Source organism: Paracoccus sp. SJTW-4, assembly GCF_047716885.1.
GTDB lineage: Bacteria > Pseudomonadota > Alphaproteobacteria > Rhodobacterales > Rhodobacteraceae > Paracoccus > Paracoccus solventivorans.
Genome location: NZ_CP136681.1, coordinates 1,018,295 through 1,042,384 on the forward strand (window position 1 = coordinate 1,018,295; position 24,090 = coordinate 1,042,384).

The window sequence follows — 24,090 nt, forward strand, 5'->3', positions numbered from 1 at the left end:
GAAATGAACTCGGGCCTGTAGAGGGCCCTACGGGGGCCTACGGGGGCCTACGGGGGCACTGAGGGGCAGACCCCCGGCCATGAGGAGACAGACAGATAGAAGCACAACGCCCCCCATGGCGCGGGGTCCTGTCAGGCCGCTGTTGCGCGGACCCTCCGGGCTTCCTCGACCTTAGACAGCGCCCAAGTCACCCTCTGGGCCACGCTGGGAGCGTTGAGGGCATCCCCGAGGCTGACCCGTTCGGTGGCCTCATAAAGGAAGTCAGCGGCGGCGCGCAGGGCCCGCACGGTGTCCAGCAGACTTGCATCATCGGGGGCCGTCGCGGTGGCGTTGCGGTCCAGCGCGTCGGCTGCGGCGACAAGGTGGTCAAGGATAGACGGCGCAGCATCAGCGGTGGCGGTGGCGGTGTGCATGTTCATGGTGGTGTCCCTCATTGGATCAGTTCTGTACGGCAGAAGCCGTCCGGCAGGTGCCGTGCATCCTATATTCCATATAAGGGACTAGATGTAAACCATTGATTTAGTTGTGATATAGTGACTAATTCCTTGAGTCTCCCTAGGAGCTTAGAGCCTGTCCAGAACGCGCTTGACCTGGGTTGCGGTCCACTTTCCGCCCCTTGCGGTGGCGATCCCTGCCCCGTCCAGCGCCTCCGCAATGGTCGTCAGCGTGGCCCCAGAGGTCCGCAGCGGTTGCACGATAGGGGCCACCTTGCGGGCGAAGTCTTGGGCATCCCGCCTCACCGCCTCTGCCCGTTGCAGCAGCACGTCGCGGTTGCCACCCAGCTTCACCCCTCGGGCCTTCGCGGCCCCCAGCGCAGCCTTGGTGCGCATGGAGATGAAGTCCCGCTCCTGTTCGGCAAGAGCTGCATAGATATGAAGCTGGAACTTGTCGGCGTTCGGCATGGAGGCCACGCGTAGCTTCACCTTCGGATCATCCATCAGGGCAGCGATGAAGGACACACGCCGGGACAGCCGGTCCAGCTTGGCGACCAGCAGTTCTGCCCCGGTCCTTCGGCAGAGGTCCAGAGCCTTGGACAGTTCGGGGCGATCCCCGTCAGCGCCTGACTGAACCTCCAGGAACTCTGCCAAGACCTCGTGAGGAACATCGGCGTAGTTGTCGAGATACAAGCGAATGTCGCGGTCCTGGGCCTCAAGCCCCAGCCCGCTGCGGCCCTGTCCAGCCGTGCTGACCCGGCGATAGGTGACGAATTGTTTCATGCCCCCGTGGCCCTCTGCGCTGCCCGTCAAGTTCCCCTGAAGGTGGAGCCGTCAGGGGTATTTGTCAATCTTCAACGGACGTTTGAGATGTAAACTGGTTGCGCGCGTGTCGCTAAAACTTTTAGCTTTGACAAAAGGAAAGCGGAGGGGGGGTGGGGTTGCTTTCTGGAAGGGAAGGAAGCGCGATCATGCTGTGTCTGCTTGGACCTACCCTCCGGGGGGAGCGAGCAGAGCTCATCTTGACTAAATAGGGCCTCGGATTTTTCCGCCAAATTGAGACCCGTAACCCGTTGCGCAGGGGGCCTTGCAGGGCTTAGGATAGGCACACTGTCCACACTCGCCAAGCACACACGGCGGGGCAGTCCGGGGCGGACCGCCCTTAGTAAGCTATTGATACCATGGCGCTTAACGCGGATTGCTGCAAGTTGGGTCCTTATTCCCGAAGCACTTCTGCGGCACCATTTCCCCTCTGACGGGGGAAATCTCCCGACAATTCCGTGACTTGGCAGTCCTTGACGCATCGCATCTCGCGCACAAATCTGCGCCCGAGGCCGCTCCAGAACCAGACCGGACGCTCCGGCATCGGGAAGGAGCTCCTCTTCCCACCCGGCCCCGCACGGGCAGCAGCACCCCACGGCCCAAACCCGGCCCCGAAACTCAGTCTCGTGGAACCGCCGCCTTGCCGCAACTCGCCCCTGCGGCGATCGGGCCGTGACGGAACCCTTGCCCCGCGGCCGCCCGGCGGACCATAACCGGCCCGACCACGCGACGGGGAACCGCCATGCACCTGACAAACCGCATCTTCGATGAGCTGCAGCCGGGGGAAACCGCCTGCCTGCGGCGGCTGATCACTGCCGACGACCTTTACGTATTCGCGGCGGCCTCGGGGAACTACAACCCGATGCACCTGCCGGGCGAGGATGGCGACGGCGACGGGGTGCCGGACGGGCTGGCGCCGGCGATGTTCGTGGCCTCGCTCGTTTCGGCGGTGCTGGGGACGCTGCTGCCGGGGCCGGGGACGCTCTATCGCACGCAATCGCTGCAATTCCACGAACATGCCCGCGAAGGGGACGAGCTGGAAAGCCGCCTGACCGTGGCCGCGAAACATGATGACGGCAGCGTCACCATGGCGATCAGGGTGACGCGCCCGGCCGATGGCGCGCTGATCCTGTCGGGCGAGGCGCTGGTTAGCGCCCCCCGTGTGCGCTTTGCCCGCGACGACATCGAGATCCCCGGGCTGGTCGTCCAGCGCCACCGCCATTTCGAGGCGCTGCTGGAGCGCGCGCGCCCGCTGCCGCCCATGCGCACCGCTGTGGTCGCACCCGAGGACGACCGTTCGCTGTCCGGCGCGCTGCTGGCCTGGCGCGAGGGGCTGATCACCCCGATCCTGATCGGCGACAAGGCCCTGATCGCCGCGGCGGCGGGTGAGGACTCGCTGGCGGGCGTCGAGATCATCGACGAGCCCGACCACCTGAAAGCCGCCGCCCGCGCCTGCGCGCTGGTCCACGAGGGCCGCGCCGACGCGGTGATGAAGGGGCATCTGCACACCGACCAGCTGCTGCGCCCGATGGTGGACCGGCAGACCGGGCTGCGGGTCGGCAACCGGCGGCTGACCCATGTGTTCGTGATGGACGTGCCGGGGATGGCGCATCCGATCATGGTCACCGACGCCGCGATCAACATCGCCCCCGACCTGCGCACCAAGGTCGATATCGTGCAGAACGCCATCGACCTGGCGATCTCGCTGGGGTCGCAGCAGCCGCTGGTGGGGGTGCTGTCGGCGGTCGAGACGGTCAATCCCGACATCCAGTCCTCGGTCGATGCGGCGCTGCTGTCCAAGATGGCGGATCGCGGCCAGATCACCGGCGGGCTGGTCGAGGGGCCGCTGGCGATGGACAACGCCGTCGACCTGGCCGCGGCCCGCACCAAGGGGCTGCGCTGCGAGGTGGCGGGCCGCGCCAATATCCTGGTCGCGCCCGGGATCGACGCCGGCAACATGCTGGCCAAGCAGCTGTCCTATATCAGCCACGCCGAAAGCGCCGGGCTGGTGCTGGGGGCGCGGGTGCCGGTGATCCTGAACTCGCGCTCGGACAGTGCCATGTCGCGGCTGGCCTCCTGCGCGGTGGCGGCGCTGCATCACGCGCGGCTGAGCGGGGCGAAACCATGACCACCCCGGTGATCCTGACCCTGAACGCGGGGTCGTCCTCGCTGAAATTCGCAATGTATCACGCCCAGTCCGAGGCGCTGCTGGCCCGCGGCCAAGTGGACCGGATCGGCCCCGACGCCACGCTGACCATGAAGGACGCGGACGGGGCGGCGCTGCCGGTGGCGCCGGGGCCGCTCTGCGATCACGACGACGCGGTGGCGCGGGTGCTGGGCAGCCTGCGCGGCGCGTTCCCCGATGCCCGCGCCATCGCCATCGGGCACCGGATCGTGCATGGCGGCATCTTCCACGACCGCCCCGTGATGCTGGACGCGGCGATGCTTGACGAACTGCGCGCGCTGTCGCCATTCGCGCCGCTGCACCAGCCCCACAACCTCGATGGGGTGCGCGCCGCGATGGAGGCCTATCCGGGCGTGCCGCAGATCGCCTGTTTCGACACCGCCTTCCACCGCAACCAGCCCTTCGTGAACGACACCTTCGCCCTGCCCCGGCGCTTCTACGACCGCGGGGTGCGGCGCTACGGCTTCCACGGGCTCAGCTACGAATATGTCTCGGGGGAACTCGCCCGCATCGCGCCGACGCTGGCGGCGGGGCGGGTGGTGATCGCGCATCTGGGCAACGGCGCCTCGATGTGCGCGGTGCAGCACGGGCGCTCGGTCGCCTCGACCATGGGGTTTTCGGCGCTGGACGGTCTGCCGATGGGCACCCGCTGCGGGCAGCTGGACCCGGGCGCGGTGCTGTACCTGATGCAGCAGGAGGGCCTGTCCCCCGACGAGATCGCCGAGCTGCTCTATACGCAATCGGGCATGCTGGGGCTGTCGGGGATTTCCAACGACATGCGCGAGCTGGAGGCCTCGGACCACCCCCACGCGCGCGAGGCCATCGACTATTACGTGTTCCGCCTGCAACGCGAGCTGGGCGGGATGGCGGCCGCCATGGGCGGGGTCGATGCGCTGGTGTTCTGCGGCGGCATCGGGGAAAATTCGCGCCTGATCCGCGCCCGCGTCTGCGAGCGGACCGAGTGGATGGGGATCGAGCTCGACCACAGCCGCAACCAGGACAACGCGCCGGTAATCTCGACCGCATTTTCCCGCACCACCATCATGGTGATCCCGACCGACGAGGAGCTGGTGATCGCCCGCGCGGCGCGGAAAATGATCGGCGCCTGAGAACGGCACTGCCGGAGCGGGGGCCTGCCCCCGGCCACTGCCGTGGCCTTCCTCGCTGAAAGCAGTCCGTTGGACTGTTTTCCGGGCGCTCGGAAGCCCGGGATATTTTCACACCAAAGAGAAGCCTGCGCGGCGGAAAACGGCCTCGGCGGTTGGTGTCTGGAACAGCCCCTGCGAAACGCTTCTGCGCGTTCCAGCGCTGGCACCAGCCCCGCCCCTGCCGTGGCCTTCCTCGCTGAAAACAGTCCACCAGACCATCCGACGGGAAAACTGCCTAGGGGCTGTGTTCTGATCCGCCTTCTATTCCGGGCGCTCGGAAGCCCGGGATATTTCCGCACCAAAGACGAGCCTGCGCAGCGGAAAACGGCACCGGGGGGTTAATGTCTGGGCCAGCCCCTGCCCATGCAAACGCCTCTCCGCGTTCCAGCGCTGGCACCACCTCTCCCCGGCACACGCCGACCACGCCGGATTTACTTGCTGCCAAACCCCCGCAGCCACGCGCCCGGGCGGCGGGAAACCAGCGCACGCCGCTTCTTTCTGGCCCAAATACCCATTGCAACGGCGACGCAAACGCTCCGCCGCCTGCCGGAAACCTCAGCCCTCTGCCACCGCGTCCAGCGCGCGGGTCAGCCGCGCCACCGTCCCGTCCACATCCTTGAGCTTGTCCAGCCCGAACAGCCCCAGCCGGAAGGTCGAGAAATCCTGCCCCTCGCCCACCTGCAGCGGCACGCCGGCGGCGATCTGCACGCCCTGTTCCACGAACTTGCGCCCCGAGCGGATGTCGGGGTCGTCGGTGTAGCTGACCACCACCCCCGGCGCCCCGAACCCCTCGGCCGCGACCGAGGCGAAGCCGCGTTCCGCCAGCACTGCCCGCACCTTGCGGCCCAGCTCCCACTGCGCTTCGCGGGCGGCCTCGAACCCCATCTCGCGGGTTTCCACCATCGCGTCGCGCAGGGTCAGCAGTGCGTCGGTCGGCATGGTGGCGTGATAGGCGTGGCCGCCGTCCTCATAGGCCTGCATGATCGCGCGCCATTTCTTCAGGTCCAGCGCGAAACTGTCGGAACTGGTGGCGGCAAGCCGTTCCGCCCCGCGGGCCGAGAACATCACCATCCCGGCCGAGGGCGGCGCGCTCCACCCTTTTTGCGGGGCCGAGATCAGCACGTCGACCCCCAGCGCCTGCATGTCGACCCAGATCGTCCCCGAGGCGATGCAGTCCAGCACCATCAGCCCGTCATGCTCATGCACCGCCGCCGCCAGCGCCGCGATATAGTCGTCGGGCAGGATCAGCCCGGCCGCCGTCTCCACATGCGGCGCGAACACCACCGAGGGGCGGCTGCTGCGGATCTCGGCCACTACATCCTCGATCGGCGGCGGCGCATAGGCGGGGCGGGGGGCGTTCCCTTCGGGCCGGGCCGGCTGCACGATAGCGGTGCCGTCAAAGCCCGCGGTCTCGATGATCTGGCTCCAGCGAAAGCTGAACAGGCCGTTGCGCACGATCAGCGCGTCCGATTCGCGGGCGAACTGGCGGGCCACCGCTTCCATCGCATAGGTGCCGCCGCCCGGGACCAGCGCCACCGCTTGCGCGTTATAGACCTCGCGCGCGATGGCAGAGATGTCGCGCATCACCTGCTGGAACTTCTGCGACATGTGGTTGAGGCTGCGGTCGGTGAACACCACCGAGAACTCGATCAACCCCTCGGGGTCGACCTTGCTGTGACCATCCGCGCGCAATCCCGACATCTGCGTTTCCCCTGCATGTGACCGCGCGATCCTAGCGGCGGATGCGCGGCTGTGCCAGCATCCGCGCCGCCCCCTGCCACCTTGGGCGGCCCCCATGCGTGCCCCCGCCCCCCTTGCGAGCCCCCCGCCCCCGCGCCTAACTTGGGTGCGACAGCACCAGGAAAGACCGCGATGCGCATCGGCATCCTCAAGACCGGGCAGCCGCCCGGCGAAATCCGCGCCGAACACGGCGACTACGACGACATGTTCGAACGGCTGCTGGCCGGGCGCGGCTTCGACTTCACCAGCTACCACGTCGAGGCGATGGAGTTTCCCGCCTCCGTCCACGACGCCGACGGCTGGCTGATCACCGGCTCTCGCCACGGCGTCTACGAGGATCACCCGTTCATCCCGCCGCTGGAGGATTTCATCCGCAAGGCGGTGGCGGCGCGGGTGCCGCTGGTCGGCATCTGCTTCGGCCACCAGATCGTCGCGCAGGCGCTTGGCGGGCAGGTCGGCAAGCACCCGGCCGGCTGGGCGGTGGGGGCGCAGGACTATGATTTCGGCGGCGAGACCATTTCCCTGAACGCCTGGCATCAGGACCAGGTGGTGACCCCGCCCGAGGGGGCCGAGGTCGCGGCCCACAACGCCTTCTGCGCCAATGCCGCGCTGGTCTATGGCGACCACGCCTTTACCGTGCAGGCCCACCCCGAGTTCCGCGACGAGTTCATCGAGGGGCTGATGGCGCATCGCGGCGCCGCGATCCCGCCGGCGCTGCTGGATGCCGCCCGCGACCGGCAGGGCCGCGCCGACCCCTCGCCCATCACCGACCGGATCGAGGCGTTCTTTCGCCAGAGCCGCCCGGCCCCGTGACCCTCGCGCCCCCGGGCGCCCAACAGCGAAAGCCGGACAGCCCGGCGGAAAGTTCCCATGTCAGACTGGCTGACGAAAATCCCCGAAGCGGCGCGCGAATACATCGCCGGCCGCAGGCTCGACGAGGTCGAGTGCATCGTCCCCGACATCGCCGGGGTCGCACGCGGCAAGGCCATGCCCGCGTCCAAGTTTGCCCGGCAGGAAAGCTTCTTCCTGCCCAACTCGATCTTCCTGCAAACGATCACCGGGGAATGGGCCGACAACCCCTCGGGTGCGTTCACCGAACCCGACATGGTGCTGGTGCCGGATTTCGAGACCGTCTCGGCCGCGCCGTGGACGGCGGATGTGACGCTGCAGGTCATCCACGACGTGCTGGACCAGCAGGGCAACCCGGTGCCGGTGGCGCCGCGCAACGTGCTCAAACGCATCGTCGCGCTGTATGCGGAACGCGGCTGGCGGCCGATCGTTGCACCGGAAATGGAGTTCTTCCTGGTCGCCCGCAACATCGACCCCAACCAGCCGATCCAGCCGCCGATGGGGCGATCCGGGCGGCGGGCGGCGGCGAAACAGGCCTATTCGCTGTCGGCGGTGGACGAATACGGCAAGGTGATCGACGACATCTATGATTTCGCCGAGGCGCAGGGGTTCGAGATCGACGGCATCCTGCAAGAGGGCGGCGCCGGGCAGGTGGAAATCAACCTCGCGCATGGCGATCCGGTCGCGCTGGCCGACGAGATCTTCTATTTCAAGCGCCTGATCCGCGAGGCCGCGCTGCGCCACGACTGTTTCGCCACTTTCATGGCCAAGCCGATCGAGGGCGAGCCGGGCAGCGCCATGCATATCCACCACTCGGTGGTGGACGCCGCGGGCCGCAACATCTTTTCCGACGAACAGGGGCGCGAGACCCCCGCCTTCATGCATTTCATCGCCGGGATGCAGGCGCATCTGCCCGCAGCCATCGCGCTGCTGGCGCCCTATGTGAACAGCTATCGCCGCTATGTCCCGGACTTCGCGGCCCCGATCAACCTGGAATGGGGGCGCGACAACCGCACCACCGGGCTGCGGGTGCCGATTTCCGGGCCGGTGGCGCGGCGGGTGGAAAACCGGCTGGCGGGGATGGACTGCAACCCCTATCTCGGGCTCGCGGCCTCGCTGGCGACCGGCTATCTGGGGCTGACCCATCAGGACAGCCCGCGCGCCGAATGCCTGGGCGACGCCTATATGTCCGAGGACGAGCTGCCCACCAACCTTGGCGACGCGCTGGACCTGATGGTCGAATCCGACCCCATGCGCGAGGTGCTGGGGTCCGAGTTCGTCGATGTCTACGAATCGGTCAAGCGCAACGAATACAAGGAGTTCCTGCAGGTCATCTCGCCCTGGGAACGCGAACATCTGCTGCTGAACGTCTAGGCCGCCGCGCCGCCCCCGCCCCGCCCGCGCCCCTGCGGCCATTCACCGCTTGCGATAAGCGGCGCGGGGTGGCAAGGGGCGGGCATGACCCAGACCGATCAAGATCCCGCCCTGCAATCCGCGACTGCCCAAGGCGGCAAGATCGCCATCGTCACCGGCGCCTCGCGCGGCCTTGGCGCTTCCATGGCGCGGCTGCTGGCGGCGCGCGGCCATCACGTGGTGGCCGTGGCCCGCACGGTCGGCGCGCTCGAGGAACTCGACGACCGCATCCGCGCGGTCGGCGGCGCGGCGACGCTGGCGCCAATGGACATCACCCAGCCCGCAGCGATGATCCAGCTGGCCAAGGCGGTGCTGGAACGCTGGGGCGGTTGCGACCTGTGGGTCCATGCCGCGATCCACGCCGCCCCCCTGTCGCCCGCCCCGCATGTCGATCCCAAGGACATGGAACGCTCGGTCGCGGTCAACCTGCTGGCTACCCATGGGCTGGCGGTGCTGTTCGAGCCGCTGCTGCGCGCGCGCGCGGGCACGGCGCTGTTCTTCGACGACCCCCGCGGCGGCCAGCCGTTCTTTGGCGCCTATGGCGCCACCAAGGCCGCGCAGATCGCCTTCGCCCGCAGCTGGCAGACGGAAAACCGCAGGCTCGGCCCCAAGGTGGTGATCGCCGCCCCCCAGCCGATGCCGACCGCGCTGCGCGCCCGCTTCTACCCCGGCGAGGACCGCGCCGCCCTCACCCCCTGCGTGGCCGAGGCGGAACGGATCCTGGCGGAACTGGCCGACTGAACCAGACTTCAGACCCGGTGCGCAGGCCAACGGCATCCCAAGCCGAGGCCAGCCAGTGCGCGCCTCGGGGGCTCTGACGGGTCACCGACCGCATGACGGCGGCAAGGCAGCCAGAAGCTCCGCCTCAAAAGTCGCGGCGTTCTTCTTCCTTGTAAAAATATCCCGGGGGCTCCGAGCGCCCGGAATGGAACGCGGATCAGAAAACAACCCTCGGGCTATTTTCCCGCCGGATGGTCCGGTGGACCATTTTCAGCGAGGAAGACCGCGGCGTCCTTCTTCCTTGCAGAAATATCCCAGGACTTTCGAGCGCCCGGAATGGAAGGCGGATCAGGCAGCCCACAAGGCCGTTTTTGCCGGATGGTCCGGTGGACCGTTTTCAGCGAAGAAGGCCGCGGCGTAGCCGAGAACAGCCCCCCTGCCCTCCCCCGCCCACGGCCGCGGCGCGCTTCTTCATCATGAAAATATCCCGGGGGAGTCGCCCGTCAGGGCGACGGGGGCAGCGCCCCCATCACCCGCGCCGATCAAAGATCGTAGATCGCGCCGAACTTCTCTTCCAGATAGGCCAGCAGCGGCTCGGGGGTGACCGGGCCGCCGACGGCGCTTTCGATCAGCTCGCCCGGCTCGAACAGCGCGCCGTGGCGGTGGACGTTCTCGCGCAGCCACTCGGCCGCCGGGGTGGCGTCGCCGTCCTCGAGGCTGTCGTCAAGATCGGGGACCGCCGCCCGCAGCGCCCGGTGCAGGGCACCGGCATAGACGTTGCCCAGCGCATAGGTGGGGAAATAGCCGAACAGCCCCACCGACCAGTGCACATCCTGCAGCACCCCGTTCGAGGGTTTGTCGACCCCCACCCCGAAATCGCGCAGGAAGCGGGCGTTCCACGCCTCTTCCAGGTCGTCGGTGGACAGGCGCCCGGCGATCAGCTCGCGCTCCAGGTCGAAGCGCATCAGGATATGCAGGTTGTACTGCACCTCGTCGGCCTCGGTGCGGATATAGCCGGGGGTGACGCGGTTCACGGTGCGGTAGAACTCGTCCGCGTCGGCAATCGACAGCCCGCCCACCATGTCGCCCATGCGCGCGTACAGCCAGCCGGTAAAGGCGCGGCTACGGCCCAGCTGGTTTTCGTAGATGCGGCTCTGGCTTTCGTGGACGCCCATCGAGACGCCGCGGCCCAGCGGCGTGAAGGCGTGGTCCTGGTCGATGCCCTGTTCGTAGCTGGAATGCCCGACCTCGTGGATGGTCGAGTAGATGCAGTTGAAGGGGTCGGCCTCGACGATGCGGGTGGTGATGCGGCTGTCCTGCCAGCGACCGCTGGAAAACGGGTGCACGGCAATATCCATCCGCCCGCGGGTCCAGTCATAGCCGAAGCCGGTGGCGCAGGCCCGGGCCAGCCGCAGCTGCGCTTCCTGCGCGAAACGGCCGCGCAGCGGCTCGGGCTGGCCGTCGGCGTCCAGCACCGCCTCGCGCAGCGCGACCAGCCGCGGGCGCATGGTCTCGAACAGCCCGGCGATCTGGGACTGGGTGGCGCCGGGCTCGTAATCGTCCAGGAGCGCGTCATAGGGGTCGCCGTTGCCGAAGCCGGCGGCGACCAGCGCATGGGCCTCGTCCTGCTTGAGGCTGAGGATCTGATCCAGCAGCGGCATGAAATCCTCGGGCGCCTCGTTGGCGCGCGCCGCCGCCCAGATCCCCTGCCCCAGGCTGGTCTGGCGGGCGATCTCGGTGGCCAGCTGCGCCGGCACCGCGCCGGCGCGGGCATAGTCGCGGGCGATCAGCGCCAGGATGCGTTCTTCAGAGGGCGATTGCGGCACCGCGATGTCCAGCCACTCGCCGATGCGCGGATCGGTGCGGCGCTCGTGCAGCATCGCCTCCATCGCGGCGGTTTCCTCGGCGCGCTGCTCGGTGGCGCCGCGTGGCATCACGGTTTCCTGGTCCCAGACCAGCCGCTCGGCCACCGACGACAGCGCCTCGGTCTGGCGCTGGTATTCCAGCAGCTCGTTCATCGCGGCATTTGCGGAAATCATCGGATCGTCCCCCGGACGCTGGTTTCAAAAGGATAGCGCGCGTGATGGCGGGCGCGGATGATCAGGACGAACAGCGCCACCGCGCCGAACTGGTGGGCCAGCGCCTCGCCCAGGGGCGCGCCATGGATCACGGTGACGATCCCCAGCGCGATCTGCAAGCCCACGGCGGCGATCATCGCGGTGAACGCGCCCCGCGTGACCGGGTGGGGCGAGCGGCGGGCGCGCAGCCACACCACCACCGCGAACACCGCCAGCAGATAGCCGACCATGCGATGGGTGAACTGCACCGTGGCAGCGTTTTCGAAGAAGTTGCGCCAGCCCAGCCCGACGTCCCAGATCGCCGCCGGGATCCATTCGCCACCCATTTTCGGCCAGCCGGTATACTGCCGTCCGGCGTCGATGCCGGCGACCAGCGCCCCCAGCAGGATCTGCACGAAGGCCAGATGCATCAGCCCGGTGGCCATGGAAAACAGCTTGGGCTCGCCGGCCCGGCGGGCGCGCAGCAGCTGCGATTCCGGGCGCGACAGCTGCAGCACCTGCCAGGCGATCAGCCCGAGGATGGCAAAGGCCAGCCCCAGATGCACCGCCAGCCGGTAGGACGCCACCGCCGTCATCCCCTCGACCAGCCCGGAACTGACCATCCACCAGCCGACCGCGCCCTGCAGCCCGCCCAGCGCCCCCAGCACCAGCAGCCGCGGCGCCCAGCCCGCGGGCATCCGCCCCGAGGCCCAGAAGAACAGGAACCCCAGCGCCCAGACCAGCCCGACCGCACGGCCCAGCTGCCGATGCGCCCATTCCCACCAGTAGATGCGCTTGAACCCGGCCAGGTCCATGGTGGGGTTGTCCACCTGGAACTGCGGGATCGCCTGGTATTTGGCGAACTCGGCCTCCCATGCGGCCTGGCCGCTGGGGGGCAGCGCGCCGGTGACCGGCTTCCATTCCGTGATCGACAGCCCCGAGCCGGTCAGCCGGGTGGCACCGCCCAGCGCGATCATCGCGGCGACCATCACGAACAGCGCCACCAGCCAGATGCGGATCGCGCCGCGCGCGCCCTTGGGGCGGGCGTCGATCATGCCGCCCGCGGGCGGTTGTGCCGGCGGGGTTTGGCTCGACACCTCTTGAAAGATCGGGCGCTTGGCCATGGCGGGGCCTTTCGGAGTTAGGGGCGCGAAAGCGCGGCTGCCGCAGTGGCGCAACCGCGGCCGGACATTGGCGGCGACGGCGCCAAAGGTCAATCGTCGCGCGGCTTCCAGGTCAGCTGCCGCACCACCCCGTGCAGGATCTGCACATCCGCCCGCATCAGGGGCATCCGCGACCACAGGTTGCGCAGCGCCAGCCGCATCGAGGCCCCCTTGTCGGGCGGGAAAAAGAACCGCGCCGCCTCCAGCCGCTCCTCCCAGTGGTCGGCCAGCCGCTCGATCTCCAGCCGCGTGGCGGGGGTTTCACCGGGCGGGCGCCGGCCGGGCGGCGCGGGCTGCGAGGGCAGCGCCTCGCGCGCCCATTCATAGCCCAGCAGCAGCACCGCCTGCGCGAGGTTGAGCGAGGGGAACTCCGGGTTCACCGGCACGGTCACCACCGCGCTGGCGCGCGCCACGTCGTCGTTTTCCAGCCCGGCGCGTTCGGGGCCAAAGATCAGCGCCACGCGGCGGCCCCCGGCGGCGATCTGTCGCGCCTCGGCCATGGCGCTGGCGGGGGTGTGGACGGTCTTGGTCAGCTCGCGCCCGCGGGCGGTGGTGGCATAGGCGTGGTGGATATCCTCCATCGCCTCGGCCAGCGTCGGAAACACCCGTGCCCGGTCCAGCACCTGCCCCGCCGCGCCCGAGGCCATCGCCACCGCGCGCGGGTTCGGCCAGCCGTCGCGCGGCGCCACCAGCCGCATCTCGGTCAGGCCAAAGTTCAGCATGGCGCGGGCGGCGGCGCCGATGTTTTCCCCCATCTGCGGCCGCACGAGGATCACGACCGGCTGCAAGGGGGCGAGTGAGGGGGTGTCCGACATGGCTGCGCCCTAGCGCGCGCCGGGGCGGCAGGCAAGCGGCGGAAACGCAAACCCGGCCGCGCGCGGTGGCGCGGCCGGGCGCACAGCAAGGCCGGGGAAAGCTCAGGGCCGGGTCAGCCCCGCGACATTCGCCTCGGCCAGGTCGGCCAGCGAATCGTGCATCAGCTGGATGACATAGGGCGCGTTATGGGCATAGGCGCCGGGGTCCTTGGCCACGAACTGATAGTTGTAGGCCGCCTTGAGCAGCCGCGGCGTCCACGAGGCGTATTTGTTCGTCCCCTGCGCCTCGGCCTCGCTGATCGCGCCGTCGCCGTCGCTGTCGTTGAAGAAATACGGATGCGCATGGCCGTCATAGCCGATCGGCGCCCCGGCGGTGTCGACGGCATAGGCGCGGATCGCAGCCAGCAGGCGCTCGTGCAGGGTGGCGATCTCAACCGCGATGCCTTCGGTCACGTTGCCGTTGCCGTCGAAGTCGATCTTGCCCTTGCGGATCGAGGCCAGCGATTCGCGGTTGCTCACCCCGTCGTGGCAGGCGGCGCAGGGTTCGGATTTCGGCGCCACCGTATGCAGCTCGTGGCAGGTGGTGCAGCTGTTGAACGGGCCGGGGTGGTTGCGCGCCGAGGCATAGGCGCGGCCCGGGTATTCATAGCCGCCACGGGCCAGCGTGCCCATCAGCGTGGCGCCCGCAGCGCGATAATGGACGTTGATGAACTCGAGCTCGGGGACCACCGTGTCCTCGTCGCGCCCGGCGACGGCGGCGTCCACCGTGGCGCCGGCGGTGCGGCCCTGGTGGCAGGTCATGCAGCGCGCATCGGCGCCGAGGTTTTCCACCCGCAGGGTCGAGGGGAAGGTGACCGAGGTCATCATCCGCGTGGTCTCGTTGTGGCAGGCCGAACAGCCGATCAGCGAGCCGGTCGGCGCCTTCTTGTCGACCACCCCCGGGGCGCTGCCGTCGGCGCCGATATAGTCGAGGAACCCGGGCGTCGAGTGGCAGCGCGCGCAGGCTTCCGGGATCTCGCCCTGCTCGTTCCAGTTGTTGAAGGCCTGCGCATCGGCCTTGGCGTGCGGCGATTGCGCCCAGTCGTGATAGAACGGCACCCGCTCGACCGGCATCATCTGCGGCGCGGCCCCGGCGGGCTCGGCTGCCGGGGCGGCGGGCTGCGCGGCCGCGGGCGGCTCGGGCTTGGCGGCGGGGGCCTGGGCGGCGGCGGGGACGGCGGCGGGGATGGCGGCGCCCCACAGGATCAGCGCCAGCAACGGCAGCGAACGCAGGCGTGGCAGCACCCCCTGACGAGGCGCGGGATCTGGCTTGGTCATTGGTCTTCCTTCTTGATCTGGCGGGTCCCGGGATGCGGCGACACTGGCTGGATGCGAACAGCAGACGTGCGTGACGTGGCTTTCCGCCTTTCAGCCTAAGGCCGTAGGGCCGCCCCCCGCACGCCGACAAGTTGCCGCAGGCGGCCCGCAACCCCGGCAGCCCGCGCCGGAAAACCCCGCCGCTACAGCCGCCCGGCCAGATAGTCGCGCAGCACCACCGCCTGGTTGCGGTCGCGATCCTTCGCGCCAAAGATCAGCGTCACCGGCCCCTTGCGGCACCAGTCCAGCGCCTGCGCCACGGCGTCGGGGTTCCGGTCCAGCTCGGCCCGGTAGCGGTCGCGGAACTCGTCCCAGCGGGCGGGGTCGTGGCCGAACCACTTGCGCAGCGCGCTGCTGGGGGCGATGTCGCGCAGCCAGCCGTCCAGCCGCAACTCGTCCTTGGCCACCCCGCGCGGCCACACCCGGTCGACCAGCAGCCGCGCGCCCACCATCGCCCCGGGCCCGTCCCAGGCCCGCGCCAGATGGATGGCGGGGCGCGCGCTCATCCGCCCTCCTGTCCCTGCCCCTGTGCGGGCCCCAGCAGGTCGAGCGACTTGATCGAATGCGCGAACGCCGCGCCTGCGCGCATCTCGGCCGCGACCCAGATCGCCTCCATGATCTGAGCGTCGGTGGCGCCGGCGTGGCGGGCGCCCTTGACGTGGCCCTCGATGCACCAGGGGCATTGGGTGACATGGGCGACCGCCACCGCGATCAGCTGCTTGGTGCGCTTGTCCAGCGCGCCATCGGCAAACACCGCCTGCGAGAACGCCTTGAAGGCGTCGTCCATCGCCGGGGCCAGCTCATGCCGGCGGCGGGCGATGTCGGGGGTGGATTTCGGGAAATGGATATCCGACATGGCCGCGTCCCCTTACTGGCGCCAGTAATCGTTGGCGGCGGCGATGGTGGCAAACCAGGTCGCGGCCACCCCCGACACCCCGATCAGGCTTTGCGGGTCATGGGCGTAGTTCGGGCGCAGCTTGTGCAGCGTGTCCTTGTCGGTCTGGGTGGTGGTGACCGCCTTGCGCGCCATGGTGACCGCAAGGTCGAACCCCGCCTGCGGGGTCTCGGTGATCAGGCTGGTCAGCCAGGGGGCCGCGGCAGCGGCCGCATCGGGGGCCATGGGGACGGCATCGGTCGCGGGCGGGGCGGCGTCCTGCGCCGCCACCGGCAGCGCAAAGGCCGAGGACACCGCAAGCATGGTCAGGAACTTGCGCATGAGTGGGCTCCTTTTTTTTCCGGGAAAAACAGGGGATATCCCCCGCTCACGGAAACGTCAGAGCCGCGCTTTCGTTCCATCCCGCCAAACCAATCGCCTGCCGGGGACCGGCCTGTGCCATTCTTCCTTGTCCAAATATCCAAAGAACGCTCGGACACCCGGAAATCCCGCTGCCGAATGACGATTGAGATACCTCGCAGGGGCGCCCCCAAACAACAGGCGGTCAGCCGGAACGCCCCGCGCTCTCACCCTGCCCCGCGCGTGGCCTCAAAGCTGATGATGGCATCGCCCTCCCGTGGCGCGCGCCCGTGTTCGTAATTGCCCGAGACCTCCACCTCGGCAAAACCCGCCGCCCGCAGCGCCATGGAAAACTCGTCGACACCCCACCAGCGCAGCTTGAACAGGTCGAGCTCGCTGCGGACCAGGCTGCCCTCGCGCCAATGCTCGTAACGCAGATGGGACAGCGTGGTCTGGGCGATGTAGCAGGTTTCGACATGCTGGTCGTTCAGGGTCAGAAGATCGCCGTCCCCGGTCACCCAGCTGCGCACCGATGTGCCGCCCGCAAGGAAACTGCCGATCGGGTCGAGATCGACAATCAGGCGCCCGCCGGGGGCAAGATGGTCGTGGAACCGCCGCAGCACCGCGGCGGCCGCAGTGCCATCGGTAATCAGCTGGAAAGACCCTGCCGGCAGGATGATGGCAGAGAACCGCGTTTCATAGCTGAAATCCTCAAAGCTCTGCCGGCTCAGCCCCGCCTCCAGCCCGCGCTGCCGGCACTCGGCTTCGCAATAGGCCAGCATCTCGTCCGAGCTGTCGAACCCCTCGACGCGCAGCCCCGATTCAAGCAGCGGAACCAGCATCCGCCCGTTGCCGACCGCCGGTTCCAGAATCGGGCCGTCGCAGCGTTCCAGGCGGCGGCGATAAAACTCGACGTCACCGAAAGAGCGGCCGACGGGCTTGTCCAGGTTGTAAACCCAGGCGGCGAGTTTTCCGTAACGGTTGTGCATGTGCTGCCCTTGAAAATCCGGCGCCCGGGGAAAAGCGTCCTCTGCCGCCTCGCAGCCCGGACATTTCACCGGAAACGAAAACCCCGGAATCTCCGGGGCTCTCCTGAATGGCTTTTAAGGTCAGGCGTTGAACAGGAAATGCAGCACGTCGCCGTCCTTGACCTCATAGGTCTTGCCCTCGACGCGGAACTTGCCGGCCTCGCGGGCGCCGGCCTCGCCCTTGCCCGCGACGTAATCGTCAAAGGCGATGGTTTCGGCGCGGATGAAGCCCTTTTCGAAATCGCCGTGGATCACGCCGGCCGCCTGCGGGGCCAGGGTGCCGCGGGTGATGGTCCAGGCGCGGGCCTCTTTCGGACCGACGGTGAAATAGGTCTGCAGGCCCAGCAGCTCGTAGCCGGCGCGGATCAGCCGGTCGAGCCCGGCCTCCTCCAGCCCCATTTCCGACAGGAACAGCTGCGCCTCGTCCTCGGGCAGCTGGCTGATCTCTTCCTCGATCCGGGCCGAGATCACCACATGCCCCGCCCCCTGCGCGCGCGCCATCTCGGCCACGGCACTTGTCTGGTCGTTGCCGGTGGCGGCATCCACCTCGGCGACGTTGCAGACGTAAAGAACCGGCTTCGCGGTCAGCAGCTGCAGCATTCCCCAGGCGCGGCGGTCGTCCTCGGCCACCGCAACGTTGCGGGCCGGGCGCCCGGCCTCGAGCGCCTCTTGCGCCAGTTTCAGCAGCCGGTCCTGGTCCGCGGCCTCCTTGTCGCCGCCCTTGAGCTTACGCAACAGGTTGGCCCGCCGCCGCTCGATCGATTCGAGATCGGCGATCATCAGCTCGGTCTCGATGGTCTCGGCATCCGCCACCGGGTCGACGCGGCCTTCGACATGGGTGATGTCGCCGTCCTCGAAACAGCGCAGCACATGGGCGATGGCGTCGACCTCGCGGATATTTGCCAGGAACTGGTTGCCCAGACCCTCGCCGCGGCTGGCACCCTTCACCAGGCCTGCGATGTCGACAAAGGTGATCCGGGTCGGGATGATCTGCTTAGATCCGGCGATCTCGGCCAGCTGGTCCAGCCGCGGGTCGGGGACCGCGACCTCGCCCACGTTGGGCTCGATCGTGCAGAAGGGGAAGTTCGCGGCCTGCGCGGCGGCGGTGCGTGTCAGCGCGTTGAACAGCGTGGACTTGCCGACATTCGGCAGCCCGACGATCCCCATGCGAAAGCCCATCTTGCATCCTTTCCCGGTTTCGCCGGGGTTCTAGGTCACGGGCGGGGCCGGGTAAAGCGGGGGCGGGTAAAGCGGGAGCGGCGCCCCGCGCATCTTTCCCTTTCGCCGTGGCCCGGCTAAGGATTTCCCTATGCAGGAAAGGCCCCGCCCATGACCGACGCGACCGCGCGCACCATCACCCGCCCCACCACCCGCCCCAGCACGCGCATCGACCGGCTGTTCCAGCGGCTGGGCCGCGAAAACCGCAAGGCGTTCGCCACCTATACCATGGGCTACGACCCCGACCGGGAAACCTCGATGCAGGTGCTGCGCGGGCTGCCGGGCGCGGGCGTCGACATCATCGAGCTGGGGATGCCCTTCACCGATCCGATGGCCGACGGGCCGACGATCCAGGCGGCGGGGCAACGGGCGCTGGCCGCGGGCGGGTCGGCCACCGGGGTGCTGGGAATGGTGCGCGAGTTCCGGCAGCACGACGACGACACCCCGATCGTGCTGATGGGCTATTACAACCCGATCTATGCGCGCGCGGGCGGGGTGGCGCAGTTCCTGGCGGATGCGGCCGAGGCCGGGGTGGACGGGCTGATCGTCGTCGACCTGCCCCCCGAGGAGGACGCCGAGCTCTGCATCCCCGCCGCAGAGGCCGGGATCAGCTTCATCCGGCTGGCGACGCCCACCACCGACGACCGGCGCCTGCCGGCGGTGGTGCAGAACACCAGCGGTTTCGTCTATTACGTCAGCGTGACCGGGATCACCGGCGGCCCCGCCGCCGACGCGGCCGAGGTCGCCCCCGAGGTGGCGCGCATCCGCAACGCCTCGGGCCTGCCGGTGGTGGTGGGCTTCGGCATCTCGACCCCCGATTCCGCGCAGGCGGTGGCGGCGGTGGCGGATGGCTGCGTGGTGGGCTCTGCCATCGTGCGCCAGATCGCCGAGGGCAAGCCGGTGGATCAGGTGCTGGGCTTCGTGCGCAGCCTGGCCGAGGGCGTGCGCCGGGCCTGACGCGCGGTCCCGGCGGCGCGGCCGAACCGGGGCGCTGCCCCGGACCCCGGGATATTTAAGACCGCCCGAAGCCCGGCCGCAGCCAGCACTCGGCCAAATGCCCGTGGTGCCGGTGTTTCTTCCTTGCCCAACTACCCCGGGGGAGTCGCGCAAGGCGCGACGGGCGCAGCGCCCCTGCCCTGCGCCGCTTCCACCGGCAGGCACGGCAAGCTGTCCGTCTTGTGATCGCGAACCCCGCGCTTCGCCCCACCAAACCCGAGGGTTCTTCTTTCGCGCACCGCCCCGGTCGGATAGGTTGGCGCGCATGGACGATCCGACCCACGCCCATATCGGCACCCCGGCGCCGCAGCTGCCCCCGCCCCGCGGGTTCTGGCAGCGAATCGGCGATCGCCTGGCGGCGCTGATCGGGGCGCGGCGGGCCGCGGTGCCGCCGGAACGCTCGGTCGCCTTCACCATCGGGGTGATCGCGCTGGGGGCCAAGATGGCCAAGGCCGACGGCCGCGTCACCCGCGACGAGGTCGCCGCCTTCCGCCGCATCTTCAAGATCCCGCGGTCCGAGGAACGCCACGCCGCGCGGGTCTTCGACCTTGCCCGCCAGGACGTGGCCGGGTTCGAGCTGTGGGCGGAACGGCTGGCGCGGCTGTTTCCCCCCGGCGACCCGGTGCTGGTCGACGTGCTGGACGGGCTTTACGTCATCGCCACCGCCGGCGACCAGCCGCGGCTGCTGGAGGCCGAGCGGGTGTTCCTGGACGAGGTGGCGCGCATCTTCGGCATCACCCCGCGCGACCATGCGGCGATCCGCGCCCGTCGCGTGCCCGACCACCGCTGCCTGCCCTGCGAGGTTCTGGGGCTGACCCCCGGCACGCCGCTGGAGATGGCGCGCGAACGCTATCGCCGGCTGATCTTCGAGAACCACCCCGACCGCGCGCAGGCCCACGGCCTGCCGCCCGAGGCGGTGCGGCTGGCGGAATCGCGCACCCGCGCGATCAACGCCGCCTGGGCCGCCTATCGCGCCGAGTTCGGCTGAGCCCCCCACTCCGGTTGACCGCCCGCGGCGGAACTCCCATCTGCTCAGGGTGTTCCTTGGGAACCGGGCCCCGCGGCCCGTCCCGTTTTCCGGTTGCAGGAGTGCCGATGTCCCGTTTCACCCTGGCCACGGCCCTCGCACTGGCCCTCGCACTGGCGCTGTCCGCCCTGCCCGCCGCCGCGCAGCAAGCCCCCGAGACGCCCTTCCAGATGCCGCGCGCGGATGATCCCGCGCCCGGGGCGCCCTCCGACGAGGCCCCCGCCGGAAGCGTGCTCGAGGGCTTCCTGATGGAGCTTTTCGACCGCGCGCAGCCGCATCTGGAGGGGCTGGCCGAGGACATGGGCGGGCTGATGGAGGACTACCGCCCCATGCTCGACGACCTCGGGCGGCTGATGGACGACATCGGCAATTACGAGCTGCCGCCCGAACGGCTGGCGAACGGCGACATCCTGATCCGCCGCAAGCCGGGCGCACCGCCGCCGCCGCCGGTGGAAAACCTGATGCCGCGCAGCCCCGGCGTGCTGCCGCCCGGGCATCCGCCGCTGTCCGACCCGCCCAGCCCGCCGCCGCTGCTGCCGCAGATCGAGCTTTAATAGCGCAGCCGCGCGAATTGCGAGCGGTCCGAGGCCGCCCGCGCCTGCCCCAGCGTCTCGATCCCCTGCCGGGCCAGCAGCGGGATCATGCGCACGAACACCTCGGCGGTGGCGATGGCGTCGCCCAGCGCGGTGTGGCGGGCGCCGATCTCCACCCCCAGCCGCGCGGCCACGGCCTCCAGCGAATGGCTGTCCTCGGCCGGGTGCAGCACGCTGGACAGCAGCAGCGTATCCAGCAGCGGATGGTCGAAGCGCAGCCCGGTCGCGGCTTCCTTCAGCTTCAGGAACCGCATGTCAAAGGCGATGTTGTGGCCGACCAGCACGCTGTCGGCGGCAAAGCGGTGGAACACCGGCAGCACCTCGGCGATGGCGGGCTGGCCGCGGACCATCTGCGGGGTGATGTGGTGGATGGCGATGCCCGCCTCGGGGATCGAGCGCTGCGGGTCGACCAGCTGGTCGATGGTCTCGCCGCGCAGGATGCGGGTGTTGACGATACGCAGCGCCCCGATCTGGATGATCTCGTCGCCGCCGGCGGGGTCGAGGCCGGTCATCTCGCAGTCAAAGACAGTGAAGGCCAGTTCCGACAGCTTGCGGTTGTCGTCGGCGCTGGCGTGGCCGGCGGCGAACAGGCCGAAGTCGTAGAACTCGGGGCGGCTGCCGATGGCGGATTCGGGGGGCGCGGTGTCGGCGGTGGCGCGGGGCAGCAGCAGCCGGAAGAACCGCCCGCCGCCACTGCCCCCGAAACCGTCGCGCTCGCGCTCCAGCCAGATCTCGCCGCCGTGGCGGTCCACCACCTCGCGCACGCTCAGCGCCCCGGCCACCGGCTGCGCCATCGGCTCGTCGGGCAGCGCCGAATAGTCGCGCGGGTCCAGCGCCGGGCCATCGGCGACCCAGCCCAGGTCCAGATGCGCCCGCGGCCCCGCCGGGGTCAGCCGCAGCCACAGCACCGGGTCGGGGTGCAGCGCCAGGATGCGGCGCGCCAGATGGTCCAGCGCCCCGATCAGCCCGAAGCTGTCGATGCGCAGCCACAGGTCCTGCGCCATCGGCTGGGTGGTGATCGGCGCGCCCGCGGTGGCGGCCAGCCGGCGCACCGCCGCCGCCAGCAGGTCGGTGCCCAGCATGTCGTGCAGCGGCCAGCGCGAGCCGATGTCCTGCGCCGCCGCCTCCTCGTCCGCCAGCAGCCGCCGGTGCATGGCCGCCACCTCGTCGCGGATCACCGACAGGAAGCGGTCGTGGTCGGCGGCACCAAGGTCGGGATATTCCAGCATGTCCAGCGCCGCCTGCATGTTGGCGACCGCGGCGCGGCTGCGTTCATACATGTCCTGCAGGGCGCGGTCGCGGCGGGTCTGGCGCTCGTGATCCTCGGTGATGTCGTCGAGCATCAGCAGGAACCCGGTCAGCGCCTCGGGGTCGCTCCCGTCGCTGTCGTCGGCCTCGCCCCCCATCTCGGCGAAATCGGTGCGCCGCACCGGCGCCACGCTGGCGCGCAGCAGATGCCCGGCGTCCGAGGCGGTGACGAATTGCGCGGCCGCCGCGCTGCCGTCGGCGCCGCGGGCGATGCGGGCCTCGACCCGGTCCAGCGCGTGGTCCAACGCCGCCTTGTCGATCAGCGCGTGGATCGAGCGGCCCAGCCCGATCAGCTCTGCCCCCGCGCTGTCGCCGCCGCCGCGCCCGGAGATCCGCCGCGCCAGCGCCCGCATCCGGCCGTTGTAAAGCAGGATCCGCCCCTCGCGGTTGCAGACCACCACCGCGTGATCGAGCTCGGTCATCAGCGCCGCCAGCTGGTCGCGCTGCTCGGCGACGCTGCGGCTGGCGTCGGCGACCAGCCGCGCCATGTAGGACGCCAGCGCCCGGCGCTGGCCCAGCAGCCGGTCGATTTCCTGCGCCAGCGCCTGGGTTTCGGGGGTGTGGGCGATGTCGGGGACGGAATCCATCGTCTCATCGGCGGCGGCGATGCGCATCGCGCCCAGCAGGCGCTGGGGCGCGACGATCAGCCGGTGGCGGGCGCGCTGCGCGAGCCACCCCAGCAGCACCGCCGCCCCCAGCCACCACAGGAACATCACCATCCAGGTCGCTTCCAGCGCCTGGAACACTGCCTGGCGCAGCGCCGCCCCCCGCGGTCCCAGCACCGACAGGAACACCACCGCGCCCCCCAGCGACCACAGCCCCAGCGCCACCCCCGGCGCGATCAGGGGTGCGAGCCGCCCGGGCTTCATGCCAGCAGCCCCCGGATGCGGGCCGCGAGATCGCGGGTCGAGAACGGCTTGGCGACAAAGGCGTCCGCCCCCGCCCCCATGGCGCGGGCCTGATCGGCCTCGCGCGAACGGGCGGTCAGCATGACGATGCAGGTGCCCGCCAGCGCGGGGTCGCTGCGCAGCGTCTCGCACAGGTCGAAGCCGGACAGGCCGGGCATCATCGCGTCCAGCAGCACCAGCCGCGGGCGCTCGGCGCGGATCATCGCCAGCGCCTCGGCGCCGTCGCGGGCGATCAGCACGCGGTGGCCCTCGCGTTTCAGCAGGAACTCCAGCGAGACAACGATGTTCGGCTCGTCGTCGGCGATCAGCACGGTGTGGGTCATGGGGTCTCCTCCTTTCCGCCTGCCGCAGCGTCGCCTGCCGGGCCCGGGTCCAGCGGCAGGGTGACGACGAAGCGCGCGCCGCCGTCCGGCGCGGGTCCGGCGACGATGCGGCCGCCGTGGCGGGCGACGATGCTGCGGGCCAGCGGCAGGCCCAGCCCGCTGCCCTTGGGGCGCGCGCCCGGCGCGCCGGACTGGTGCCAGGGGCGAAAGATCGCCTCGGCCTCGCCCTCGGGGATGCCGGGGCCGTTGTCGGTGACGGAGATCTCGATTCCCGCGGGCACGGGATGCAGCGCGGCGGTGATGCGGCCGCGGCCCTCAGGCGCGAACTTGGCGGCGTTGGACAGCAGGTTCAGCGCCACCTGCAACAGCCGGTCGCGGTCGCCGCGCATCACCGGCACCGGCGCAAGATCGAGCTCCAGCGCCACCCCCCGCGCCGCCAGCAGCGGCCGCACCACCGCCGCCGCGTCGCGCAGCAGCGCAGCCGGGTCCAGCGCCGCCATCTCACATTCGGCAAATGCAGTGCCCAGCCGGGCGGCGTCGAGGATGCCGTCCACCAGCCGCCCCAGCCGCGCCGCCTCATCGGCGATGATCGACAGAAAGCCCTCGCGCTCGGCAGGGTCCATGTCGGGGCTGTCCTGCATCAGTTCGGCCAGCGCCCGGATCGCGGTCAGCGGCGTGCGCAATTCGTGGACGGCAGCGGCCAACACCTCGTCGTCATGCGGCGCTTCCATGGCGCCGGGCGCCGGGGGACCG

At 69.8% G+C, this 24,090-nt stretch carries 23 protein-coding genes; 8 read left to right on the forward strand and 15 right to left on the reverse strand.

All coding sequences use genetic code 11. From position 1 onward, the window contains the following. Positions 1-131: 131 nt before the first annotated feature. Positions 132-419, reverse strand: a complete 288-nt coding sequence (locus RSP45_RS05035; RefSeq protein WP_415393457.1) for a hypothetical protein — start codon at positions 417-419, stop codon at positions 132-134. 144 nt (positions 420-563) lie between these two features. After that, positions 564-1,217: a recombinase family protein gene (locus RSP45_RS05040; RefSeq protein WP_415393458.1), complete on the reverse strand. Its 654-nt coding sequence runs from the start codon at positions 1,215-1,217 to the stop codon at positions 564-566. 781 nt (positions 1,218-1,998) lie between these two features. On the opposite strand from RSP45_RS05040, the gene RSP45_RS05045 reads away from it, so the two are divergent. After that, positions 1,999-3,384 (forward strand): bifunctional enoyl-CoA hydratase/phosphate acetyltransferase, encoded by a 1,386-nt coding sequence (locus tag RSP45_RS05045; protein ID WP_415393459.1) that lies wholly within the window; start codon positions 1,999-2,001, stop codon positions 3,382-3,384. After that, the gene (locus tag RSP45_RS05050; protein ID WP_415393460.1) at positions 3,381-4,550 is read left to right on the forward strand and encodes an acetate/propionate family kinase; all 1,170 of its coding nucleotides are present in this window, start codon (positions 3,381-3,383) and stop codon (positions 4,548-4,550) included. The genes RSP45_RS05045 and RSP45_RS05050 overlap by 4 nt, the downstream gene beginning before the upstream one ends. A 594-nt stretch (positions 4,551-5,144) precedes the next feature. Here the strand turns inward: RSP45_RS05050 and RSP45_RS05055 are convergent. Then, complete coding sequence (locus tag RSP45_RS05055; RefSeq protein WP_415393461.1) at positions 5,145-6,290, reverse strand: aminotransferase class V-fold PLP-dependent enzyme; 1,146 nt, start codon at positions 6,288-6,290, stop codon at positions 5,145-5,147. A gap of 171 nt (positions 6,291-6,461) precedes the next feature. Between RSP45_RS05055 and RSP45_RS05060 the strand changes: the two genes are divergently transcribed. The 3 genes from RSP45_RS05060 (at position 6,462) to RSP45_RS05070 (ending at position 9,332) form a co-directional block, all read left to right on the forward strand. Next, entirely contained in the window at positions 6,462-7,142 is a 681-nt protein-coding gene (locus RSP45_RS05060; RefSeq protein WP_415393462.1) for a type 1 glutamine amidotransferase, read from the forward strand. A 57-nt stretch (positions 7,143-7,199) separates the two neighbouring features. Beyond that, entirely contained in the window at positions 7,200-8,552 is a 1,353-nt protein-coding gene (locus RSP45_RS05065; protein WP_415393463.1) for a glutamine synthetase family protein, read from the forward strand. Positions 8,553-8,636: 84 nt separating this feature from the next. Next, positions 8,637-9,332 (forward strand): SDR family NAD(P)-dependent oxidoreductase, encoded by a 696-nt coding sequence (locus RSP45_RS05070; protein WP_415393464.1) that lies wholly within the window; start codon positions 8,637-8,639, stop codon positions 9,330-9,332. A 521-nt stretch (positions 9,333-9,853) separates the two neighbouring features. On the opposite strand, the gene RSP45_RS05075 is transcribed toward RSP45_RS05070, so the two are convergent. From RSP45_RS05075 to ychF, 9 genes are all read right to left on the reverse strand, one after another. Then, the gene (locus RSP45_RS05075; RefSeq protein ID WP_415393465.1) at positions 9,854-11,329 is read right to left on the reverse strand and encodes a carboxypeptidase M32; all 1,476 of its coding nucleotides are present in this window, start codon (positions 11,327-11,329) and stop codon (positions 9,854-9,856) included. A 17-nt stretch (positions 11,330-11,346) separates the two neighbouring features. Further along, positions 11,347-12,492 carry a heme A synthase gene (gene ctaA / locus RSP45_RS05080; protein WP_415393466.1) on the reverse strand — a complete coding sequence of 382 codons (1,146 nt, stop codon included), beginning with the start codon at positions 12,490-12,492 and terminating at the stop codon, positions 11,347-11,349. 89 nt (positions 12,493-12,581) lie between these two features. Then, positions 12,582-13,346, reverse strand: a complete 765-nt coding sequence (locus RSP45_RS05085; protein ID WP_415393467.1) for an RNA methyltransferase — start codon at positions 13,344-13,346, stop codon at positions 12,582-12,584. 102 nt (positions 13,347-13,448) lie between these two features. Further along, on the reverse strand, positions 13,449-14,663 hold the full coding sequence (locus RSP45_RS05090) for a polyheme membrane-associated cytochrome C (RefSeq protein ID WP_415393468.1): 1,215 nt from the start codon (positions 14,661-14,663) through the stop codon (positions 13,449-13,451). Positions 14,664-14,845: 182 nt separating this feature from the next. Beyond that, positions 14,846-15,208 carry a DUF488 domain-containing protein gene (locus RSP45_RS05095; RefSeq protein ID WP_415393469.1) on the reverse strand — a complete coding sequence of 121 codons (363 nt, stop codon included), beginning with the start codon at positions 15,206-15,208 and terminating at the stop codon, positions 14,846-14,848. Then, positions 15,205-15,558: a carboxymuconolactone decarboxylase family protein gene (locus RSP45_RS05100; protein ID WP_415393470.1), complete on the reverse strand. Its 354-nt coding sequence runs from the start codon at positions 15,556-15,558 to the stop codon at positions 15,205-15,207. The genes RSP45_RS05095 and RSP45_RS05100 overlap by 4 nt, the downstream gene beginning before the upstream one ends. A gap of 12 nt (positions 15,559-15,570) precedes the next feature. Next, positions 15,571-15,918 carry a hexameric tyrosine-coordinated heme protein gene (locus tag RSP45_RS05105; protein WP_415393471.1) on the reverse strand — a complete coding sequence of 116 codons (348 nt, stop codon included), beginning with the start codon at positions 15,916-15,918 and terminating at the stop codon, positions 15,571-15,573. A gap of 245 nt (positions 15,919-16,163) precedes the next feature. Continuing rightward, complete coding sequence (locus tag RSP45_RS05110; protein ID WP_415393472.1) at positions 16,164-16,925, reverse strand: class I SAM-dependent methyltransferase; 762 nt, start codon at positions 16,923-16,925, stop codon at positions 16,164-16,166. 120 nt (positions 16,926-17,045) lie between these two features. Beyond that, positions 17,046-18,143 (reverse strand): redox-regulated ATPase YchF, encoded by a 1,098-nt coding sequence (gene ychF, locus RSP45_RS05115; RefSeq protein WP_415393473.1) that lies wholly within the window; start codon positions 18,141-18,143, stop codon positions 17,046-17,048. A gap of 150 nt (positions 18,144-18,293) precedes the next feature. Here ychF and trpA point away from each other — a divergent pair, with 150 nt between their 5' ends. From trpA to RSP45_RS05130, 3 genes are all read left to right on the forward strand, one after another. Beyond that, a complete protein-coding gene (gene trpA, locus RSP45_RS05120; RefSeq protein ID WP_415393474.1) occupies positions 18,294-19,139 on the forward strand; it encodes a tryptophan synthase subunit alpha in 846 nt (281 codons plus the stop codon). A 304-nt stretch (positions 19,140-19,443) separates the two neighbouring features. Beyond that, positions 19,444-20,166 carry a TerB family tellurite resistance protein gene (locus RSP45_RS05125; protein ID WP_415393475.1) on the forward strand — a complete coding sequence of 241 codons (723 nt, stop codon included), beginning with the start codon at positions 19,444-19,446 and terminating at the stop codon, positions 20,164-20,166. A gap of 107 nt (positions 20,167-20,273) precedes the next feature. Beyond that, positions 20,274-20,759, forward strand: coding sequence for a hypothetical protein (locus RSP45_RS05130; protein ID WP_415393476.1), 486 nt, complete (start codon positions 20,274-20,276; stop codon positions 20,757-20,759). On the opposite strand, the gene RSP45_RS05135 is transcribed toward RSP45_RS05130, so the two are convergent. The 3 genes from RSP45_RS05135 to RSP45_RS05145 are packed head-to-tail and all read right to left on the reverse strand — an operon-like array spanning position 20,756 to position 24,068. Next, positions 20,756-22,975 (reverse strand): exonuclease domain-containing protein, encoded by a 2,220-nt coding sequence (locus RSP45_RS05135; RefSeq protein ID WP_415393477.1) that lies wholly within the window; start codon positions 22,973-22,975, stop codon positions 20,756-20,758. The two genes, RSP45_RS05130 and RSP45_RS05135, sit on opposite strands and share 4 nt — an antisense overlap. Then, complete coding sequence (locus RSP45_RS05140; protein ID WP_415393478.1) at positions 22,972-23,337, reverse strand: response regulator transcription factor; 366 nt, start codon at positions 23,335-23,337, stop codon at positions 22,972-22,974. Before RSP45_RS05140 ends, RSP45_RS05135 begins: the two co-directional genes overlap by 4 nt. Further along, complete coding sequence (locus RSP45_RS05145) at positions 23,334-24,068, reverse strand: sensor histidine kinase (protein WP_415393479.1); 735 nt, start codon at positions 24,066-24,068, stop codon at positions 23,334-23,336. Before RSP45_RS05145 ends, RSP45_RS05140 begins: the two co-directional genes overlap by 4 nt. Between the last annotated feature and the right edge of the window lie 22 nt (positions 24,069-24,090).

Excerpts from the sequence above, each read along its gene's own strand:
- RSP45_RS05035 (WP_415393457.1), bottom strand. The coding sequence starts at position 419 with ATGAACATGCACACCGCCACCGCCACCGCTGATGCTGCGCCGTCTATC.
- RSP45_RS05040 (WP_415393458.1), bottom strand. The coding sequence starts at position 1,217 with ATGAAACAATTCGTCACCTATCGCCGGGTCAGCACGGCTGGACAGGGC.
- RSP45_RS05045 (WP_415393459.1), top strand. The coding sequence starts at position 1,999 with ATGCACCTGACAAACCGCATCTTCGATGAGCTGCAGCCGGGGGAAACC.
- RSP45_RS05050 (WP_415393460.1), top strand. The coding sequence starts at position 3,381 with ATGACCACCCCGGTGATCCTGACCCTGAACGCGGGGTCGTCCTCGCTG.
- RSP45_RS05055 (WP_415393461.1), bottom strand. The coding sequence starts at position 6,290 with ATGTCGGGATTGCGCGCGGATGGTCACAGCAAGGTCGACCCCGAGGGG.
- RSP45_RS05060 (WP_415393462.1), top strand. The coding sequence starts at position 6,462 with ATGCGCATCGGCATCCTCAAGACCGGGCAGCCGCCCGGCGAAATCCGC.
- RSP45_RS05065 (WP_415393463.1), top strand. The coding sequence starts at position 7,200 with ATGTCAGACTGGCTGACGAAAATCCCCGAAGCGGCGCGCGAATACATC.
- RSP45_RS05070 (WP_415393464.1), top strand. The coding sequence starts at position 8,637 with ATGACCCAGACCGATCAAGATCCCGCCCTGCAATCCGCGACTGCCCAA.
- RSP45_RS05075 (WP_415393465.1), bottom strand. The coding sequence starts at position 11,329 with ATGAACGAGCTGCTGGAATACCAGCGCCAGACCGAGGCGCTGTCGTCG.
- ctaA (WP_415393466.1), bottom strand. The coding sequence starts at position 12,492 with ATGGCCAAGCGCCCGATCTTTCAAGAGGTGTCGAGCCAAACCCCGCCG.
- RSP45_RS05085 (WP_415393467.1), bottom strand. The coding sequence starts at position 13,346 with ATGTCGGACACCCCCTCACTCGCCCCCTTGCAGCCGGTCGTGATCCTC.
- RSP45_RS05090 (WP_415393468.1), bottom strand. The coding sequence starts at position 14,663 with ATGACCAAGCCAGATCCCGCGCCTCGTCAGGGGGTGCTGCCACGCCTG.
- RSP45_RS05095 (WP_415393469.1), bottom strand. The coding sequence starts at position 15,208 with ATGAGCGCGCGCCCCGCCATCCATCTGGCGCGGGCCTGGGACGGGCCC.
- RSP45_RS05100 (WP_415393470.1), bottom strand. The coding sequence starts at position 15,558 with ATGTCGGATATCCATTTCCCGAAATCCACCCCCGACATCGCCCGCCGC.
- RSP45_RS05105 (WP_415393471.1), bottom strand. The coding sequence starts at position 15,918 with ATGCGCAAGTTCCTGACCATGCTTGCGGTGTCCTCGGCCTTTGCGCTG.
- RSP45_RS05110 (WP_415393472.1), bottom strand. The coding sequence starts at position 16,925 with ATGCACAACCGTTACGGAAAACTCGCCGCCTGGGTTTACAACCTGGAC.
- ychF (WP_415393473.1), bottom strand. The coding sequence starts at position 18,143 with ATGGGCTTTCGCATGGGGATCGTCGGGCTGCCGAATGTCGGCAAGTCC.
- trpA (WP_415393474.1), top strand. The coding sequence starts at position 18,294 with ATGACCGACGCGACCGCGCGCACCATCACCCGCCCCACCACCCGCCCC.
- RSP45_RS05125 (WP_415393475.1), top strand. The coding sequence starts at position 19,444 with ATGGACGATCCGACCCACGCCCATATCGGCACCCCGGCGCCGCAGCTG.
- RSP45_RS05130 (WP_415393476.1), top strand. The coding sequence starts at position 20,274 with ATGTCCCGTTTCACCCTGGCCACGGCCCTCGCACTGGCCCTCGCACTG.
- RSP45_RS05135 (WP_415393477.1), bottom strand. The coding sequence starts at position 22,975 with ATGAAGCCCGGGCGGCTCGCACCCCTGATCGCGCCGGGGGTGGCGCTG.
- RSP45_RS05140 (WP_415393478.1), bottom strand. The coding sequence starts at position 23,337 with ATGACCCACACCGTGCTGATCGCCGACGACGAGCCGAACATCGTTGTC.
- RSP45_RS05145 (WP_415393479.1), bottom strand. The coding sequence starts at position 24,068 with ATGGAAGCGCCGCATGACGACGAGGTGTTGGCCGCTGCCGTCCACGAA.